The organism is Acaryochloris sp. 'Moss Beach' (genome assembly GCF_021497025.1).
GTDB classification, from domain to species: Bacteria; Cyanobacteriota; Cyanobacteriia; order Thermosynechococcales; family Thermosynechococcaceae; genus Acaryochloris; species Acaryochloris marina_A.
In genome coordinates this window covers 33,533-47,973 of sequence record NZ_CP071725.1, presented here as the reverse complement: position 1 = coordinate 47,973, position 14,441 = coordinate 33,533, and the positions used below count along the sequence as shown (strand labels likewise).

Here is a 14,441-nt window from a genome sequence, read left to right as displayed (position 1 = left end):
CCGATTATACTCTAGACGGCTAAGATATTAACTTCTTTAAAAGACTGAAACTTGAGTGATAGAAGGCTTGTTAGTTTCGCCTTGTGCTCTCCATTGCATTGATCAATGCAATGTTGAATAGCCCCTTTGAAAGAGTGAAAATCGGCATAATACTTCGAGTAGAGACATTCCTTGCGCACAAAGCGCCAAAGCCGCTCAATCAAATTCAAATGGGGTGAATAGGAGGGCAAATAGACTAACTCAATATCGACGATCTCAGCAAAGTCAGTCACCAGCTGGCATTTTTGATATCGGGCATTGTCTAAAATGACGCTGATGGGTATGACTGGGTCGAGTAGTGCCAGCTTGGCTAGCAACAGACACATGCTATGAGAGTTGATGTAGGTGTGGTTGGTGATACTGGTGACTTCTTTGGTGACAGCGTTGAGTGCACCCAGAACATTGAATCGTTGACGGCCAGAAGGAGACGGGATGAAGATCCGACGAAGGCACCAGAGAAACCCCAGATAAGCCCGGTGAACAAAATGAGCAGCATCCACAAAAAAGACAAGACGCTCTTGGCGTTGAGCTTCCTCTAATAAGGGTTCAAGGCGAGTTTGTCGAAACTGCTCTTGCTCCTCAATTTTCTCGGGCAGACTCGACTTTCCCGGCACATACCCCACTTTTCGATAGCGACAACCAATGCGCTTGAGGAAGGCTTTGATCTGGGTTGGAGAACGCTTAATGCCTGTCAATTGTTCAATGACTGCTTGGGCTTCTGCACTGGTGCGGGGCGGGTGGTGCTCAAAGTAGGCTCTCACACTATCGCTATGAGCATTGAGTGAACTAGGTTGACCTTTGTATTCCAGGGTCTTCAGTCCTTCAATTCCGCCTTGTTGATACTGACGAAGGGTTTTAGCTAAGGTCGGACGACTAATCTGACAAAGCTGACAAATCTGGGCATGGGGAAGACCCTGACTTTTCAAGTAGAGCACTTCCATCCGTCGCTGCACCCGTGGGTGAGGATGATGATAGCGTTCGTAGTTGAGGTGTTGGATTTCCTCTGCGGTGAAATCAATTTTAATCATGCAAGTAAGAGAGTAGGTGGGGGATACTCCCAGTGTGCCAAATCTCTCCGCTACTATGTTAAGTCACAAGTCGTCTGCAGTATAATCTTTGTTCCGTTTACCTGTTGTACATTTATAGATGTATTGGTATTACTACTGGGTATGACTTGAGCAGTACTTGCTTTATGTACTAAAAGATGAGGAATGTAAAGTAATACAATATAGAAATAAGTAAGCTTACTATTAAATACAAGTCTAAGCCAGGCTGATGTACTTATAATCTTCTTGTTTCCCATAATTACATATCAGAATATATGAAGACTACTATACTTCCAAATAGCAATAAAGTTTATTGCTTCGATCAAAATGAAGCATATATAGCATATATGCACGTCAATGAATATATAAAAAACGGTATAAATTTATCAGAAAGAAATGTAGTTTTTGATATTGGCGCAAACATTGGATTGTTTACTGCACTACTACATGAAAAAATTTAATGACACCTTAAGCATATTTGCTTTTGAACCTATTCCTGATACCTATAAAATTTTAAATTTAAATATAGAAAACCTACATTCAAATAATATTAAATCTTTTCAACTTGGTCTGTCTGATTCCAATAAAATTGTTGAGTTTGGATATTCTCCGAATTCCTCAATGATTTCTTCTGCTTATCCGTTTGATACTGAAGAAGAGCAAAATATGATAAAGAGTGCATATATTAACACCTTAAAGAATCTCCCGCCTGATGCTCCTCTATTCTTAAGGCTTTTAAAAGAATATGCCAGATTCATTAACTAACTTTATGTTGTTAATTATGGAAAAAAAAAGCATTTGATTTCAAGAAGATTCCTTGTCAGCTAAAAAACAATTTCTAGTTTTATCTCTGAAAATCAAATTAGTTCTATTGATCTACTGAAAATTGATGTAGAAAAGTCAGAGTTGGATGTTATTAATGGGATCAATGATGATGACTGGATTAAGATAAGACAAACTGTTATCGAAGTACATGATATTAATGATCGGGTGGTTACTTTGACTAACATTCTTAGAAGCAGAGGCTTTAGTCAAGTGAATGTAATCCAAGAACCAGATCTGATAGGAACTAATATCTACAGCATTTATGCATTGAGATAGTCTAATTTGCACCTCATAGCCCACCTTGCCTACTCTTCCTGTGTAGCTCATCGGCCACACAGAAAAATACTCAAAACCACGATATTGTCATGGATTTGAACAGGAAATCGGGCAGTGTGAGGGGGTGATGTTGGATTCTCGGTGGAATTTGAGGTGCTTTTGGGTGAAAGCGTAAATACTCTTATTTATCTTCCGTCAATTGATTTAAATGAATGTGCTTATAGCCGACCTTAATTTCAAACTCATCACCAGTCTGTAAACCCATTTTTTCGGTGTAGGTAGACCCGATGACCACCTGCCCATTCTGATGAACTTTGACTCGATAGGTTGCCTCTCGACCTCTACCATCGTTATTGGCATCACCATCTAGTGAAATGCCCTTGGCTTCCAAAATGGCATTCATAAAACCACTCAAGTTAACTTGCTTGCCGACTACATAGCCACACTCTTTCGCTTTCTCCCGCTTCGAGAGGTGAGATAAGTCCTTGAGCTTTTTGAGTAGTTCTTTCCCGACTAGGGGTTGAATATCTTTTTTCTTTGCGGCGGCTGTTTTTTTAGCCATAAATACTGTACATCCTTAACTGAACTGAATTGAGAACAATTTTGCCTACTACAACTCCTGATTTCTCGGTGAGTGTGGGGTAGATGTCAGCAAAATCAAAACTGAATCAAAATATAGAGTTTTTTTTACTGAATTATCTGCAAGTATTGCAGTTATTGGATTATAGGTGAATCTGGTGGTCAGAATTGAGTGGGAGTATGAAAACCATCCCTGATCAAAACCCTGAGTTATTTTCTCGCTGAATAAAAGTAGATTTCGTTGTGTCACAATGAACAGAACCTCTGAGCATTAGATAGCCCTATGAATAACCTAGTTCCATTGCACGGGAGAACTCCCCGTGAAATTTGTCTGTCTCAACCCAGTTCATTTACTGAAGCAGAATCGGCTATACAGTCCTTAAAAAAGGGACAACTGCTATTGGTCAATTTAGCGGATTTGCCACCTTCTTCATCCCAAAGAATCAGTGACTATCTAGCGGGTAGTGCTCATTCTCTATCTGGTCAATGTACAGAGGTTGGAAATGGAGTTTTCCTATTTGCACCCCCGAGCATCCCCATTCAAACAGCCTTAGCAATAACTACCGATTAACAATCAACTTCTTACGAATCAAGTTAACTTCCATAAAAAACCTACGCTTTTCTCCAGAGGCTACACTGGACATGCCTTGTTAGAGGATATCTGCATGAATACCAAAATCGTTTCACTGAAGCCCAAGACATTAGTGAAACCCACCCTGCAAACCTCAACAAACCTCGAATCGAACCCTGCATACTCAGACAAGACATCGTTCCCAACGATTGCACGAAAGGATGATTTACCAGTTAAGCGCAAACCGGATCTAGAGCCTGGTGATGATGAGCATGAGAGTGAAGCTGCTCCTATGGTCCACAGCCGAGAATCTACTTTACCAGTGAAGCCCAAAGCAGATCCAGTGAGTGGTGCAGATGAGCGTAAGCGTGAATCAGCCCCTATCCACATTCACCGAGAACCCGATTTTACGCGGAGAACACAGCGAGGGTATTCAGCTCGGCATACAACTAGCAGAACTCGACCCCCCAGAGTATCCAGAGACTTTGAGGCAAAATTCCACGCTCTTGAGCAGAGTCAAAAGACTCTGATTGAGCAGACCAAGCTAGAGGGACAGCTTGAGTATCTGACGGTTTCCCAAAGCAGTTCAGGGAAATTCTGGATTACTGTCGAGGGCAGCGGTAAGCCCTTCATCAGAATTTCGTTTGAAACGCCTGAGTTCTGTTTCGAGTGCGCGTTGGAATTGGAGGACACATTCGATATTTTGCAGGTGTTGAGTCTGCGGCCAGGGGAAACTATTGAGCGGATTGAAGAGATGATCGGGGTGTGGTTGGAGAGAGAGCGGGTGAGTAGGGTCTGGGGGTGATAGGGCAAAGGATTACTTTCTCGCTCACTCCCAACCGATTTAAGCAAATTAGCTAGATTCTATGCAATACTGCCGTCCAAATATCTGAAGGTTCATTGTAGAATTCGATATCATCCACCTGATAAGTCTGATATTGTCCAGACTGCTCGACTTCAATGGACTGCCCAATCCTGAGCCTTGGCCCTTGAGATGTCATCTGATAGAAGCCAGGTTGATCTTCAATTGAGTCAATAAAAAAATTCTGGACTATTGCTATCAAGAGTATGGTGAAATGTTCTTAAGGTTCTCCTAAATTTTGGAATGAAATTTAGAAATGATGAATGCTCTTTGTTGGAATTTACTGCAACTGACATAAAAAGTGATCCCCCCAATTAGTGAATGAATAGCACATTTATATGCAACTCATTCACCGAAATAGCTGGCTTGAACCAGAACCAGTTAATGAGCCAAGAATAAGAATAGTTTTTTCTTTTTTAGAGGTAATACGCTAAAAATACTGAAATCAGAGAATAAACTTGACCCGAAAAAGGGAGGAAATCCAGTATTTTGACTGAAGAGAGTATATTTACTCAAAAACAGTAGTAAGCTGGCTGGATATTGCTTTGAGGCAGTATAAGAACTAAAAGAGACTTTAATTTGTAGAAGTAATTAAGTTTTGGCCACCGGCAATAATGGAGCGGATTGAGGAGATGGTTGGAGTGTATCTAGATCGTGAGCGGGTGGCTCGGGCTTGGGGGGGTGAGTTTGGATGAATAGAGAATATCGCGGAATTGCCAATGTCTGATCAAGCATTTTCAGAGATGAGTATAAAGTGGAACTGATTGGCAATAATTTTCCTTGCTGCCTCAGGATCGATATTCAAGATATTATTGATTGAGCGTGAAAAGAGCATATCTTTTCGATTAATGGAGAAGAAATTATGCCAATGATTTTTATCAGCCATCGTCATAGAGACAGAGAAATAGCTGCAGAGATCAGCTCATTTATTCAAAGATCAACTGGAGGAAGGGTAAATGTTTTTTGTTCATCTGATGGGAAGAGCTGCGGTCTAAGTGTTGGTCGAATAATTAACCAAGAAATTGCTAAAAAATTACATGAATGCTCAGTTTTAATATTAATACATACGCGCTCTGATGATGATTGGACTTATTGTATGTGGGAGTGTGGTGTCGCATTTGATATCAATAGAGTGCTTGATGGCGATCAATCAGGAGCGCTCAAGATCGTTGTATTCCAATTTACATCTAGCGCACCCAGGCCATTGCAAGAATTAGTTAATGTTGATGTAAGGTCCGTAGATAGTGTTGCTCAATTTGTTCGTCAACTTTTGACTGATACTGAGTTTTTTTAATGAGTCTGAAAACAGGATTACAGATTTTAGCCCTAACGATCCTAATATTCAACAACTTGGGAGAGAATTATATGAAAAACTACAGAGATTTAATTTATTTTGGGAGCAACCACAAAGGCGTAATCTATGGCCACGAATGACATTTTCTCTACCACTAAAATTTGAAGAAGAACTACGACAAAAAAAATATACTGATTCTATATATGATTTAGTTCTGGAAAATTTAATTGTTCAAGATAACCAAGATGCTGCTAGAGCAGTATTTGATGTGTCTTCTTCTGAAGGATTGTCCTTAAGTCAACTAAGCGAACATAAGATCAATGTTCGGTCAAATTTCAGAAAATGGATTGAATCTCTAGTGAAACAAGTCCAAATGGCAATAAAAGGAAGATGTATCAATCCTAACTGGGAAGACTTGACGACAGAAGGCAACGGTTATGTTCCTATGGTTCTGGCTTGTTCCCGTTTACCATCTGAAAGCCTGTTATCTCTGGAGATTATCTTTCCACAATTTACTGATCAATCGGAAAATTCAGGTAATTTGAGTCGTTCGTCAGATATTGCACCGCAAAATCTTCGTCCTGTTAGTGGCCAACCTTTCATGGATCCCACGACCACAATTAGATTTCTTTGGGTTGATGGTGACAGTGTATTGATTGGAAGTAATGAGATTGAAGAAGAAGCTCACGCTAAACCAGAGCACAGAATCCAACTATCATCTTTTTGGATTAGTGAAACTCCTATTACTCGTTCTCAATTTCAGTTGTTTTTGGATAATACAGGAGCGAGGGAGCCAAATTATTGGGTGGAAGATAGGTTCTCTCACCCTACTCAACCTGTAGTAGGAGTTAGTTGGGAAATGGCAAAAAGATACTGCGAATGGCTTGGCCACCTAAATGGTCTCAATGTTAATCTTCCAACAGAAGCTCAGTGGGAATTTGCTGCTAGAGGACCTGAAAAGAGAAAATACCCATGGGGTGAAGACTCTCCAGATGAAAAAACTCATGCTTGTTTTGGCAAAGATGAGCAGTCTGGCTACCCATGTATTGTTGGGAGCTATTTGATTGGGGAGGGACCTTACGGTACTCTCGACCAGTCTGGGAATGTTTGGGAATGGTGCCTCGACTCTTGGGATGAGCAGGCTTATCAAAGATGTGAAGAGAATTGTCTTAATCCTGTTGTTAATAAGGAGACCCCTTGGCGTGCATTGAGGGGTGGGGGCTTGGGATATTTCAATCAGAGATATAAAATATTTGCAATCAGCATATCGAATGGGTAATCTTAAAAAACATTGAGCATTGGGCGCATGGCTTTCGGGTTGTTGTAAATATAGTATAAATCTGCTTTAGTTACTCTTTAAAGAAAGATTTTACCCTGATTTTAATAAAAATTTAAGTAGCCAGATTATAAGTAAATGATAAAAAAACAAGCCACTCATTTTATATATGTTGTGTGTGTCTTTCCAAACTTCAGTTTATGTAGTCAATAGATATGTATAAATATAACTCATATAAATCTATTGATAATTTGTTATTTAACATTCTTGACCAGGAAATTAGTTCTCAATATTTTAGTGATTTCGTTCGAAATGAATGGCATAGATATCGATTTGTCTTTAGCTGTAGTGAGATTAAAAATCTCACCAAAAAAATTCTTGAGTTTTCATCCTCTATCCCTGAATCGTTTCACGGTCGACCGGATCAGCCAATATCAAAATCACAGCATTTTTTTGGTGACAAAACAGAAATATCTTCTCGCTTTGTTAATGATTTTTTAGCTTCTAAAGATTATCCTGGTGAAATAGAATTGCATACTCATCCAGTTGACTCAATAATTCTTGTTACGGAAGGATATGGTAGTTTTATAGTGAAAGTCAGACATGAATATACTGACTACTTAATTAGCATTCCTCTAACTTCTGGAGTTGCTATCTGCTTTCCTTCTGGTACTGCTCATACGATGAAGTTAGGTGGTTCTAGCATCCACACATTCAATATTACAAATCGAATAAATCAACCTCCTTATAGGGTTGAATCTCCTACCCAAAATAACCCATCATTTCCTATGCCGTCAGAAAATTTTTCTCAACCTGCAATAATTAATCCTAGATTAGACCTGATAAGTCATAAGTCTTTCCAACATTTTTTTAGATCTATCTTCAAATCATTCTGCTAAGTTCACTATTAATCATAGTTAACACCTAGTTTTAATATTTTAGAAGTCTTAGAAAGCAGAAAATAACCCTATAAGAAGTATAGATAGGTTGTTCTTAATTCAAATTAAATTTATTGCAGAAATTGAGTTAAGGTTCTCCATCTATAGCAAATTGAGGTGAGTTATGAGAATGATATACAAGCTTTATCAATCCTGACACAGATTTTAGTCTTATTTAATCTTACAAATTAAATGAGATTGCTATAGTAAACAATTAAACTTTATTCTTCGGATGGCCGTTGTCTAGGAGTCTTTTTTCAACACAATTTTCAAAAGCGAGTTGAAAAAAATTAGCCATGACAGACTACTGATCCAGTATTTTTTGTTGGAGTACCTTGAACTAGCTATGGAATCAGAGAAAACACTCGATATTCACAGTAAGCCTCAAGATGAATATGGCCCGAACTACGATGTGCATATACTTGAGGTGTACAAGCTTTATGTTGAGATGGCAGATCGTATAGGTGCTCGGCGACAGGCAGCTAATTCATTCTTTCTCAGCATCAATACAGCTATTTTTACGCTAACTGGGTATATTCAATTGGCCAACAATCAGCGAGGGAAGGAGTTTTTTTTATCTATTTCTTTTGCTGGTATAATCCTGTGCTATCAATGGTTTCGGTTAGTCCGCTCATATAAAGGTCTTATTTCAGGTAAGTTTAAAGTTATCCACGAAATTGAAAAGTGTCTACCTCTACGTCCTTATGATATGGAATGGAAAGTTCTTGGTATGGGAAAACGACCTGATCTATACATACCATGTACTAACGTTGAAATTTTTTGTATCATTAATATTTGGCCTTATACATGTATTTGTTATATTTTTTGTTCTTTTGGCACCGTTTAGTTCTGGGTAACACTTTTTACTAGTTTTACTAGACCGAAATCTTCTGAACACATGCTAAATACCCTTTTCAGGGAGTTGTATTAAAGGAAAAATATTATAGCACTACGAGAGCGTGTTAACACGCTTTCCTGCTTGTCTATCTTGCTAGTCAGTACCCAAGAAAAAAGTGCGTCTTAATCAAAAGCCGTAGTGCTATACCTAAGTAGTCCGACAATGAATAGTGCCTTGAAGAGTAATTATTTAGGCTATCCTGTGATCGAGCTGCGGTTATCGGAGACGATGGAGCGGATGGCTTGGGTCTGGGGATGATTGAGCTTACATGCCATTTTCGACACTCTCTTAGTAATGGTTGAGCAATCGCCTGATTTGTCCAGCTCTTTTTCTTAGTCGGTGTCGATTGTTTGCCTCTTTTAGTACTTCAGTTTCTAGTGCTGTATTGGATTCCAGTTGCAGGAATAAAGCTTCAATGAGGACATCATGTGAAATCTCATGCTGTCTACAGTAGTCTTGTATTTGTTCATCAATATCTTCTCCAAGTCTTAAGTTACGTCTTTTGCCGATTGTAGGAATTGATGCAAGTTCAGACTCTAGTGGTCCTTTTAGGTCCATAGGCACTTGAGTATTCTGTGCTTCAGGTGCTTCTTTAACGTTTTTCTCTTGTGTGTCTACGGCTATATCTGGAGCCATTGATGTGTCACGACTCTTAGTCAATTTCTTTGGTCTTTTTTTGTTCTGCATATCACTGAGTACATCAGTCATGAAATTCCCTCCAGTTTTTCAGCAATTTTTTCAAAAGGATACTCAAGGTCTGGGTGTCCCAATGCTTCTAAAGTTGTTCGGTTGCTAACTGCTTTTTTGTATTGTTCGGATTCACGGATTGAGGGGAATACCTGATCTAATACTTGAGCCATAGCATTGATACATTTTTCTGATTCATTAGTTCTTCTTGCTCCAACCCAACGATCACGGAAGGGAAGAATACCTAGTGTTGCAATATTTGTTACTTCAAGGTCTTGCAATTCTTTAATGGCTTCAAGTGTTCTAACTAGTGAGCCATAGCCTTTGACGCTACTTTCACATGGCAAGATTGCATAATCGCTTGCACCGATGACTGTAGAAGATATCTGAGATCTTTGTGGTGGTGAATCTATTAAACAGTAGTCAAATCCGCTAATATTTTTCAGTCGCCTCTTTAACATCAATGCACCTGCTGCACTAGATGATAAGTAATCACCGATTGCGTCCAATCCATCATCAGCGGGAATTAGATGCAGCCTCTCCGATACTTCATATAAGCAATCTTTGGCTTCTATATCTCCCTTAAGAACTTCTAAAAGCGTTGGGTCATCTTCTTCGATGTCAACTCCAAGGAAGGTAGTGGAATTGGCTTGAGCATCACAGTCGATTACAAGAACAGTTTTTCCATGCTGGGCTAAATATCTTGCTAGCAACACAGTTAAGGTAGTTTTTCCCTGCCCACCGCTTAAGGACAGAGACGATATTTTAATCATTTTGTAAGTACACAAAACATAATCGCTAAATAATACATCGAATAGTTAGATTAAACAATGACTACTTACATATTATGTAATTATTATTTTATAGATATATATTGTGTGATTACTCAACAAACAATTCGTATTTAATTCTTACTGGTTAATTATTATGTAAATATTAATTATGTAATTACATAATACATAAGTTAGATTAGTTAAATACTCATTGAGTAAATGTCTAATATAAAGTTTTATTTCCACTCAAAGCTCTTATTGGTAAGCATTAGAGAAGATCAGCATTATGCAAAATAGAAATTCATGAATGGTAATGAGTGGTATAAAACGGTGAATGAGCCACTAAGCGTTCAACTTGGAATTAAATTCATCATCCAACCCAAATCGACTGACCATAAAAAATCTCCTTTCTGCTCAATCTTAAATCCACCCAATAGCAGCCCAAGCCAAACCGCTACCAAAGGTAATCGAACTCCCCTCACCAGCTCTACAAACGACACCGCCCCCTTAGCCCCTTCCAAATACTCACAAATCGCGCCCACCCATGCCCCCCACATCTTCCACATGACTGACTTTCAGGGCAACTGCTTCCCCAGACTCCAACTCATCGACAAAATCCAAGACAGCATCCTTACTAACTTCCCCCACGACCGAATCAACAGGAACCCCAGTGAACCCCTGGCGACTCTCCCGTGATTTCGGCTGACGACAAAGATCTGACACATCCAGAAACATCGTCTGCTGAACCATCCCAGCTAAGAAATCCTCATCTAACACCGGACCTTCAGAGTTGTATCTCTCCTCCCAACCCTGAATCATCAACTCTGCCCGCTGAAAACAAACCTCAGCCATATCCTTGATCGCATCTCCAGCCACCCGAAGTTGTTCGTGAGGAGAACGGCCCTGTAAATGCTGCTCCAAAGAAGCACACATCAGGGAAATATCAGCCTGCTCTGGCTCGGACAAAGCAGAGGCTAAAGCACTGGCAAAATCTAACTCAAGCTGTTGGAACATTGCTTCTCCTTGAGAGGACATTTTGCAATCTCACACTCGGTTGGCTCCATGCGAATCGGTGGCTCAAACTCTGTAATGCCAAACCGTTCATGGATCACCTTGAGTACCTGGTTTAGGTAGTGACGGACCTGGGTATTCGTCATTCCCATACAATGCACGGGTTCAATATCTGCTAGCTTCTCACTGCCTTGCCAAACACTGATGGCTAGGGCATGGAGGTGAGAATCCTTGGGCTTCTCCTTATAGAGGTAAAGCTGAGCTACAGGTGGAGCATAGATAGGAATTGAGATAGTTTCAATAGTTTCAGTCTGTTGATGAGCTGCTATTTGCTCCCGATAAAGCCCTCGTTGTTTATCGTTATTGGCTTTGCGGTTCCGGTAATGAGAACGCTTGCGAGGACATGTCTTAGGATTCCAACAAGCCGTTTCAGTTCCCGGACCATGCAGCTTGATCGCCTCTTGCTGAGAACGTTGTGAACAGTCCAGACATTTTTGGTTGATCGGACGAGCCACGAGAACAATATTCAGAACGACGACAATCAGAACAAATCAGACGGAGAAAGCTTTTTGCTCTTTAATTAAGCCAACTGCAAGGTCTTGGGCTGGGGTAGCTCCTTTCCTTCCTGTTCGTACCAGAGACAGAGGGAATCAATCATCTCTTGCCCTTGTTGAGCGGCTTCAGAGTAGGTAGCCCCATCGGTACAGGGCTGATTAATTTCTGGAAAATCAGGCAAGGAAACCACATAGCAGGCATCCTCATCGGACCACTGAATCAACATTTGGAATTTGCGGTTATCCATCTGGTTTCTCCTTTAGGATTTTCAGTGCAGCGTCAACTTCCTTTTCTAAATATCGGGGTGCATCATCCCCATCCTTCCGGGCAATGACGATATAGGTATCTAGTGCTGGATGTTTCCACTTACTATGACTTCCCTTTCCGGCCTGAGCAGAAAAGCCAGCTTTGAGCAGCATCGCTTTGATGTCACGGATCTTTTTGGGCATGGCAGCTCAACCGACTGTGCTATCTAGTTTACAGGCTAGCCAGGAATAATGACAGTTTTTTTATGTAATCTTTTATGTAATCCAAATAATTGCATAAATGAGCTTTGTTTACAGAAAGGACCCTTGACGTACCCTTAAATCACTTTTACCTCATTCTCAATAACTCAATAATTTCTCAATAAGCCCGATCTCCCTACTCCCCTTGACCCCAATTCCACGAATTTCCAGTACTTTGACCCCTTTAGGAGGTCTTTTTGACAAAAGACCTCCTAGAATAGACTCAAGAGTATGAAACAAGATCGATTCGGCAAAGCTGGGGTACTTTCCCCAGAGCAAATTCATCACCTGTTCAGTGACGGCCTGATCCAATCCCGCGATCATGCCCTCTTCGGTGTCTGCCTCTACACTGGATGTCGGATTGGGGAAGCCTGCACTCTACTCACCAGTGATGTGATCAATACCAGTGGCCCAAAGTCAGCCGTGCTATTCCGCTGGCATCAGACGAAGGGCAAGCGAGATACGCGAGAAGTACCGATGCATCCCCAGCTGCATGACTATTTGGTGGCTTATGCCCCTGACCTGACTCGCACCTACCTGTTTCCCGGTCGGCATGGCCGATCTTATATCCGGGTGAGTTCAGCAGACCGAATCTTGAGGCAAGCCTTTTCTGAGGTGGGACTGGAAGGGTTTAGTACCCACAGTTTCAGACGGACGGCACTGACTCAGATGCACAATGCTGGAGTGCCGACGAAGCATATTCAGCGAATTTCGGGGCATCGGACGCTGGCCGCACTGTCGGGATATTTGGAGGTGACGGATGAGCAGGTGGAGGGGGCGATTGCGAAGTTGGTGTTTTAGGTTGGTTTAGTTTGGTCAATTCATTGAGAAGACAAGGATGGATGCAAAGTGATGTTTTGGAATAATTAGTGGGGATATTAAGACAAAAAAGAATATTATCAATAATTTTGATACTGAATATCTAGTGTATTTAGGTTAATTAAGCAATTTATTACTATGAAGTAGTCATTTTTTAGGAACGGAAGAAATCATATATTAAGAAATAAATTTTTAAATTTGCACTTTAGTTTTAGAGAAAGTATCATAGACTACATTCAGGTGATAGTTTTAAAGCATTAGGTTGAGATTTAGTTACCAAACGTAAAAGAGACTATAGACTTATAAGTCTACTTATCTCTTGAATCTCGCTACGAAAATCCAAATACTCATAGATTCAGATGATTCCTCGTGCATAAAGAGCGTCTGTATGCTGACTTTTAAGTATTTGAAGTAAAGCATATTGGATGACTTTGTTTGGGCAATGGTACTGATTCTAAATATCTTTCTTGAAATTATTCATCAATGATTGGATGTTATTTCATGATTTTCTATTAAAAAAATTGGTTAGATTACTTTTCAGTACGTGCTAACAAGAAAATATGATTTTGGAGTAGCTCATTCCTACCCTTAGATTTCGTAATTTTGGAGCAGCCTACCGATTTTGAAAAGCGATGGATGAGGTGAATAGTTCTTTGAGATCTAGGCATCTGACAGGATTTGTTCGTCAATTAAAATAGAAGCAAAAAAGCCTATCCAAGATTTTAATATCTTCTAATAAATGTTCCTAATTTCTTAATAACAAAAAAATTGAATCTTAGAGTAGATAATTGAAAGTTTAGAGATTTTAGCTTATTAATTCTGAATAGATTTATCCTTACATTCTATGTTAACAGCATATGAATAGATTTTTTTTATGAGGGAAGATAATGAATAAACAGTATACAGATTACTCAATGAAGATAAATAGAGATAATTTTCATGCGACTTTTTATAAAATCTTGAAAGCTAGTCTATTCATTTTTACGTTTTGTTCAGTTAATTGCTTCAGTTCGATTGCCCAGGAAAAACCTATATTACCTGCTTCTAATTCATTAAAAGGTACTAAATCTACAAAAGAAATAAGCAATAAGAAAAAAGGATGAATTAATTAGTGACGAAAAATCACCAGAAGAAGTTAGAAAAGAAAATCAAAAATTACAGCAAGAGAAAATAATAACCAAAGAAAAGAAAACTAAAAAATATAATAAGAAAAGATAAATACTCAATTAGGATGGAAAATTTCGTCAATCCATTTTTTACTTAAAATAGGTAGGAGAAAAAAATATGAATTGATAATTTCTTTTTTTTGACGCTGATAAAAAATAATTTTATCAGTAGAGAAGAAATATCAAAATTTTCATTTAGCACTATTGAACAAGATAGTCCTATTAAATTAACGACTCATTGTAGACAAGAACATCTTAAAGATTTCAACTTAAGTGATGCACAAAACCTACAAAGTTCCATTAAGAAAAATTACATGGTT

The 14,441-nt window shown here is 39.3% G+C and carries 17 protein-coding genes; 9 read left to right on the top strand and 8 right to left on the bottom strand.

What is annotated here, in order from left to right:
- Positions 1-11 precede the first annotated feature (11 nt).
- Positions 12-1,067 (bottom strand): IS630 family transposase, encoded by a 1,056-nt coding sequence (locus HRE53_RS33865; RefSeq protein ID WP_235107354.1) that lies wholly within the window; start codon positions 1,065-1,067, stop codon positions 12-14.
- Between the two features lie 465 nt (positions 1,068-1,532).
- Between HRE53_RS33865 and HRE53_RS33860 the strand changes: the two genes are divergently transcribed.
- Together HRE53_RS33860 and HRE53_RS35505 are read left to right on the top strand one after the other, a co-directional pair.
- Complete coding sequence (locus tag HRE53_RS33860; RefSeq protein ID WP_235112991.1) at positions 1,533-1,850, top strand: hypothetical protein; 318 nt, start codon at positions 1,533-1,535, stop codon at positions 1,848-1,850.
- A 69-nt stretch (positions 1,851-1,919) separates the two neighbouring features.
- Positions 1,920-2,186: an FkbM family methyltransferase gene (locus tag HRE53_RS35505; RefSeq protein WP_396133538.1), complete on the top strand. Its 267-nt coding sequence runs from the start codon at positions 1,920-1,922 to the stop codon at positions 2,184-2,186.
- Between the two features lie 181 nt (positions 2,187-2,367).
- Here HRE53_RS35505 and HRE53_RS33855 read toward each other — a convergent pair whose 3' ends face one another.
- Positions 2,368-2,748: an AbrB family transcriptional regulator gene (locus HRE53_RS33855; protein ID WP_235112989.1), complete on the bottom strand. Its 381-nt coding sequence runs from the start codon at positions 2,746-2,748 to the stop codon at positions 2,368-2,370.
- A gap of 300 nt (positions 2,749-3,048) precedes the next feature.
- Between HRE53_RS33855 and HRE53_RS33850 the strand changes: the two genes are divergently transcribed.
- The 6 genes from HRE53_RS33850 to HRE53_RS33825 all read left to right on the top strand — a co-directional run bounded on the left by HRE53_RS33850 (position 3,049) and on the right by HRE53_RS33825 (position 8,553).
- A complete protein-coding gene (locus tag HRE53_RS33850; protein ID WP_235113118.1) occupies positions 3,049-3,336 on the top strand; it encodes a cell division protein SepF in 288 nt (95 codons plus the stop codon).
- Positions 3,337-3,430: 94 nt separating this feature from the next.
- The gene (locus HRE53_RS33845; protein WP_235113116.1) at positions 3,431-4,141 is read left to right on the top strand and encodes a hypothetical protein; all 711 of its coding nucleotides are present in this window, start codon (positions 3,431-3,433) and stop codon (positions 4,139-4,141) included.
- A gap of 919 nt (positions 4,142-5,060) precedes the next feature.
- Entirely contained in the window at positions 5,061-5,492 is a 432-nt protein-coding gene (locus HRE53_RS33840; RefSeq protein ID WP_235113115.1) for a TIR domain-containing protein, read from the top strand.
- 136 nt (positions 5,493-5,628) lie between these two features.
- Positions 5,629-6,771, top strand: coding sequence for an SUMF1/EgtB/PvdO family nonheme iron enzyme (locus HRE53_RS33835; protein ID WP_235113114.1), 1,143 nt, complete (start codon positions 5,629-5,631; stop codon positions 6,769-6,771).
- Positions 6,772-6,983: 212 nt separating this feature from the next.
- On the top strand, positions 6,984-7,667 hold the full coding sequence (locus HRE53_RS33830) for a hypothetical protein (RefSeq protein WP_235113113.1): 684 nt from the start codon (positions 6,984-6,986) through the stop codon (positions 7,665-7,667).
- A gap of 385 nt (positions 7,668-8,052) precedes the next feature.
- Positions 8,053-8,553, top strand: a complete 501-nt coding sequence (locus tag HRE53_RS33825) for a hypothetical protein (protein WP_235113112.1) — start codon at positions 8,053-8,055, stop codon at positions 8,551-8,553.
- Positions 8,554-8,892: 339 nt separating this feature from the next.
- On the opposite strand, the gene HRE53_RS33820 is transcribed toward HRE53_RS33825, so the two are convergent.
- The 6 genes from HRE53_RS33820 to HRE53_RS33795 all read right to left on the bottom strand — a co-directional run bounded on the left by HRE53_RS33820 (position 8,893) and on the right by HRE53_RS33795 (position 12,079).
- Positions 8,893-9,312 carry a hypothetical protein gene (locus HRE53_RS33820; RefSeq protein ID WP_235113111.1) on the bottom strand — a complete coding sequence of 140 codons (420 nt, stop codon included), beginning with the start codon at positions 9,310-9,312 and terminating at the stop codon, positions 8,893-8,895.
- Entirely contained in the window at positions 9,309-10,064 is a 756-nt protein-coding gene (locus HRE53_RS33815) for a ParA family protein (RefSeq protein WP_235113110.1), read from the bottom strand. Before HRE53_RS33815 ends, HRE53_RS33820 begins: the two co-directional genes overlap by 4 nt.
- A gap of 525 nt (positions 10,065-10,589) precedes the next feature.
- Positions 10,590-11,078: a hypothetical protein gene (locus HRE53_RS33810; RefSeq protein WP_235113109.1), complete on the bottom strand. Its 489-nt coding sequence runs from the start codon at positions 11,076-11,078 to the stop codon at positions 10,590-10,592.
- Complete coding sequence (locus tag HRE53_RS33805) at positions 11,057-11,590, bottom strand: hypothetical protein (RefSeq protein ID WP_235113106.1); 534 nt, start codon at positions 11,588-11,590, stop codon at positions 11,057-11,059. Before HRE53_RS33805 ends, HRE53_RS33810 begins: the two co-directional genes overlap by 22 nt.
- Positions 11,591-11,655: 65 nt before the next feature.
- On the bottom strand, positions 11,656-11,877 hold the full coding sequence (locus HRE53_RS33800; protein ID WP_235113105.1) for a type II toxin-antitoxin system HicB family antitoxin: 222 nt from the start codon (positions 11,875-11,877) through the stop codon (positions 11,656-11,658).
- Positions 11,870-12,079, bottom strand: a complete 210-nt coding sequence (locus tag HRE53_RS33795) for a type II toxin-antitoxin system HicA family toxin (protein WP_235113104.1) — start codon at positions 12,077-12,079, stop codon at positions 11,870-11,872. Before HRE53_RS33795 ends, HRE53_RS33800 begins: the two co-directional genes overlap by 8 nt.
- A 288-nt stretch (positions 12,080-12,367) precedes the next feature.
- Between HRE53_RS33795 and HRE53_RS33790 the strand changes: the two genes are divergently transcribed.
- Entirely contained in the window at positions 12,368-12,937 is a 570-nt protein-coding gene (locus HRE53_RS33790; RefSeq protein ID WP_235113103.1) for a site-specific integrase, read from the top strand.
- The last annotated feature ends 1,504 nt before the right edge of the window (positions 12,938-14,441 follow it).

Excerpts from the sequence above, each read along its gene's own strand:
- HRE53_RS33865 (WP_235107354.1), bottom strand. The coding sequence starts at position 1,067 with ATGATTAAAATTGATTTCACCGCAGAGGAAATCCAACACCTCAACTAC.
- HRE53_RS33860 (WP_235112991.1), top strand. The coding sequence starts at position 1,533 with ATGAAAAAATTTAATGACACCTTAAGCATATTTGCTTTTGAACCTATT.
- HRE53_RS33855 (WP_235112989.1), bottom strand. The coding sequence starts at position 2,748 with ATGGCTAAAAAAACAGCCGCCGCAAAGAAAAAAGATATTCAACCCCTA.
- HRE53_RS33850 (WP_235113118.1), top strand. The coding sequence starts at position 3,049 with ATGAATAACCTAGTTCCATTGCACGGGAGAACTCCCCGTGAAATTTGT.
- HRE53_RS33845 (WP_235113116.1), top strand. The coding sequence starts at position 3,431 with ATGAATACCAAAATCGTTTCACTGAAGCCCAAGACATTAGTGAAACCC.
- HRE53_RS33840 (WP_235113115.1), top strand. The coding sequence starts at position 5,061 with ATGCCAATGATTTTTATCAGCCATCGTCATAGAGACAGAGAAATAGCT.
- HRE53_RS33835 (WP_235113114.1), top strand. The coding sequence starts at position 5,629 with ATGACATTTTCTCTACCACTAAAATTTGAAGAAGAACTACGACAAAAA.
- HRE53_RS33830 (WP_235113113.1), top strand. The coding sequence starts at position 6,984 with ATGTATAAATATAACTCATATAAATCTATTGATAATTTGTTATTTAAC.
- HRE53_RS33825 (WP_235113112.1), top strand. The coding sequence starts at position 8,053 with ATGGAATCAGAGAAAACACTCGATATTCACAGTAAGCCTCAAGATGAA.
- HRE53_RS33820 (WP_235113111.1), bottom strand. The coding sequence starts at position 9,312 with ATGACTGATGTACTCAGTGATATGCAGAACAAAAAAAGACCAAAGAAA.
- HRE53_RS33815 (WP_235113110.1), bottom strand. The coding sequence starts at position 10,064 with ATGATTAAAATATCGTCTCTGTCCTTAAGCGGTGGGCAGGGAAAAACT.
- HRE53_RS33810 (WP_235113109.1), bottom strand. The coding sequence starts at position 11,078 with ATGTTCCAACAGCTTGAGTTAGATTTTGCCAGTGCTTTAGCCTCTGCT.
- HRE53_RS33800 (WP_235113105.1), bottom strand. The coding sequence starts at position 11,877 with ATGGATAACCGCAAATTCCAAATGTTGATTCAGTGGTCCGATGAGGAT.
- HRE53_RS33795 (WP_235113104.1), bottom strand. The coding sequence starts at position 12,079 with ATGCCCAAAAAGATCCGTGACATCAAAGCGATGCTGCTCAAAGCTGGC.
- HRE53_RS33790 (WP_235113103.1), top strand. The coding sequence starts at position 12,368 with ATGAAACAAGATCGATTCGGCAAAGCTGGGGTACTTTCCCCAGAGCAA.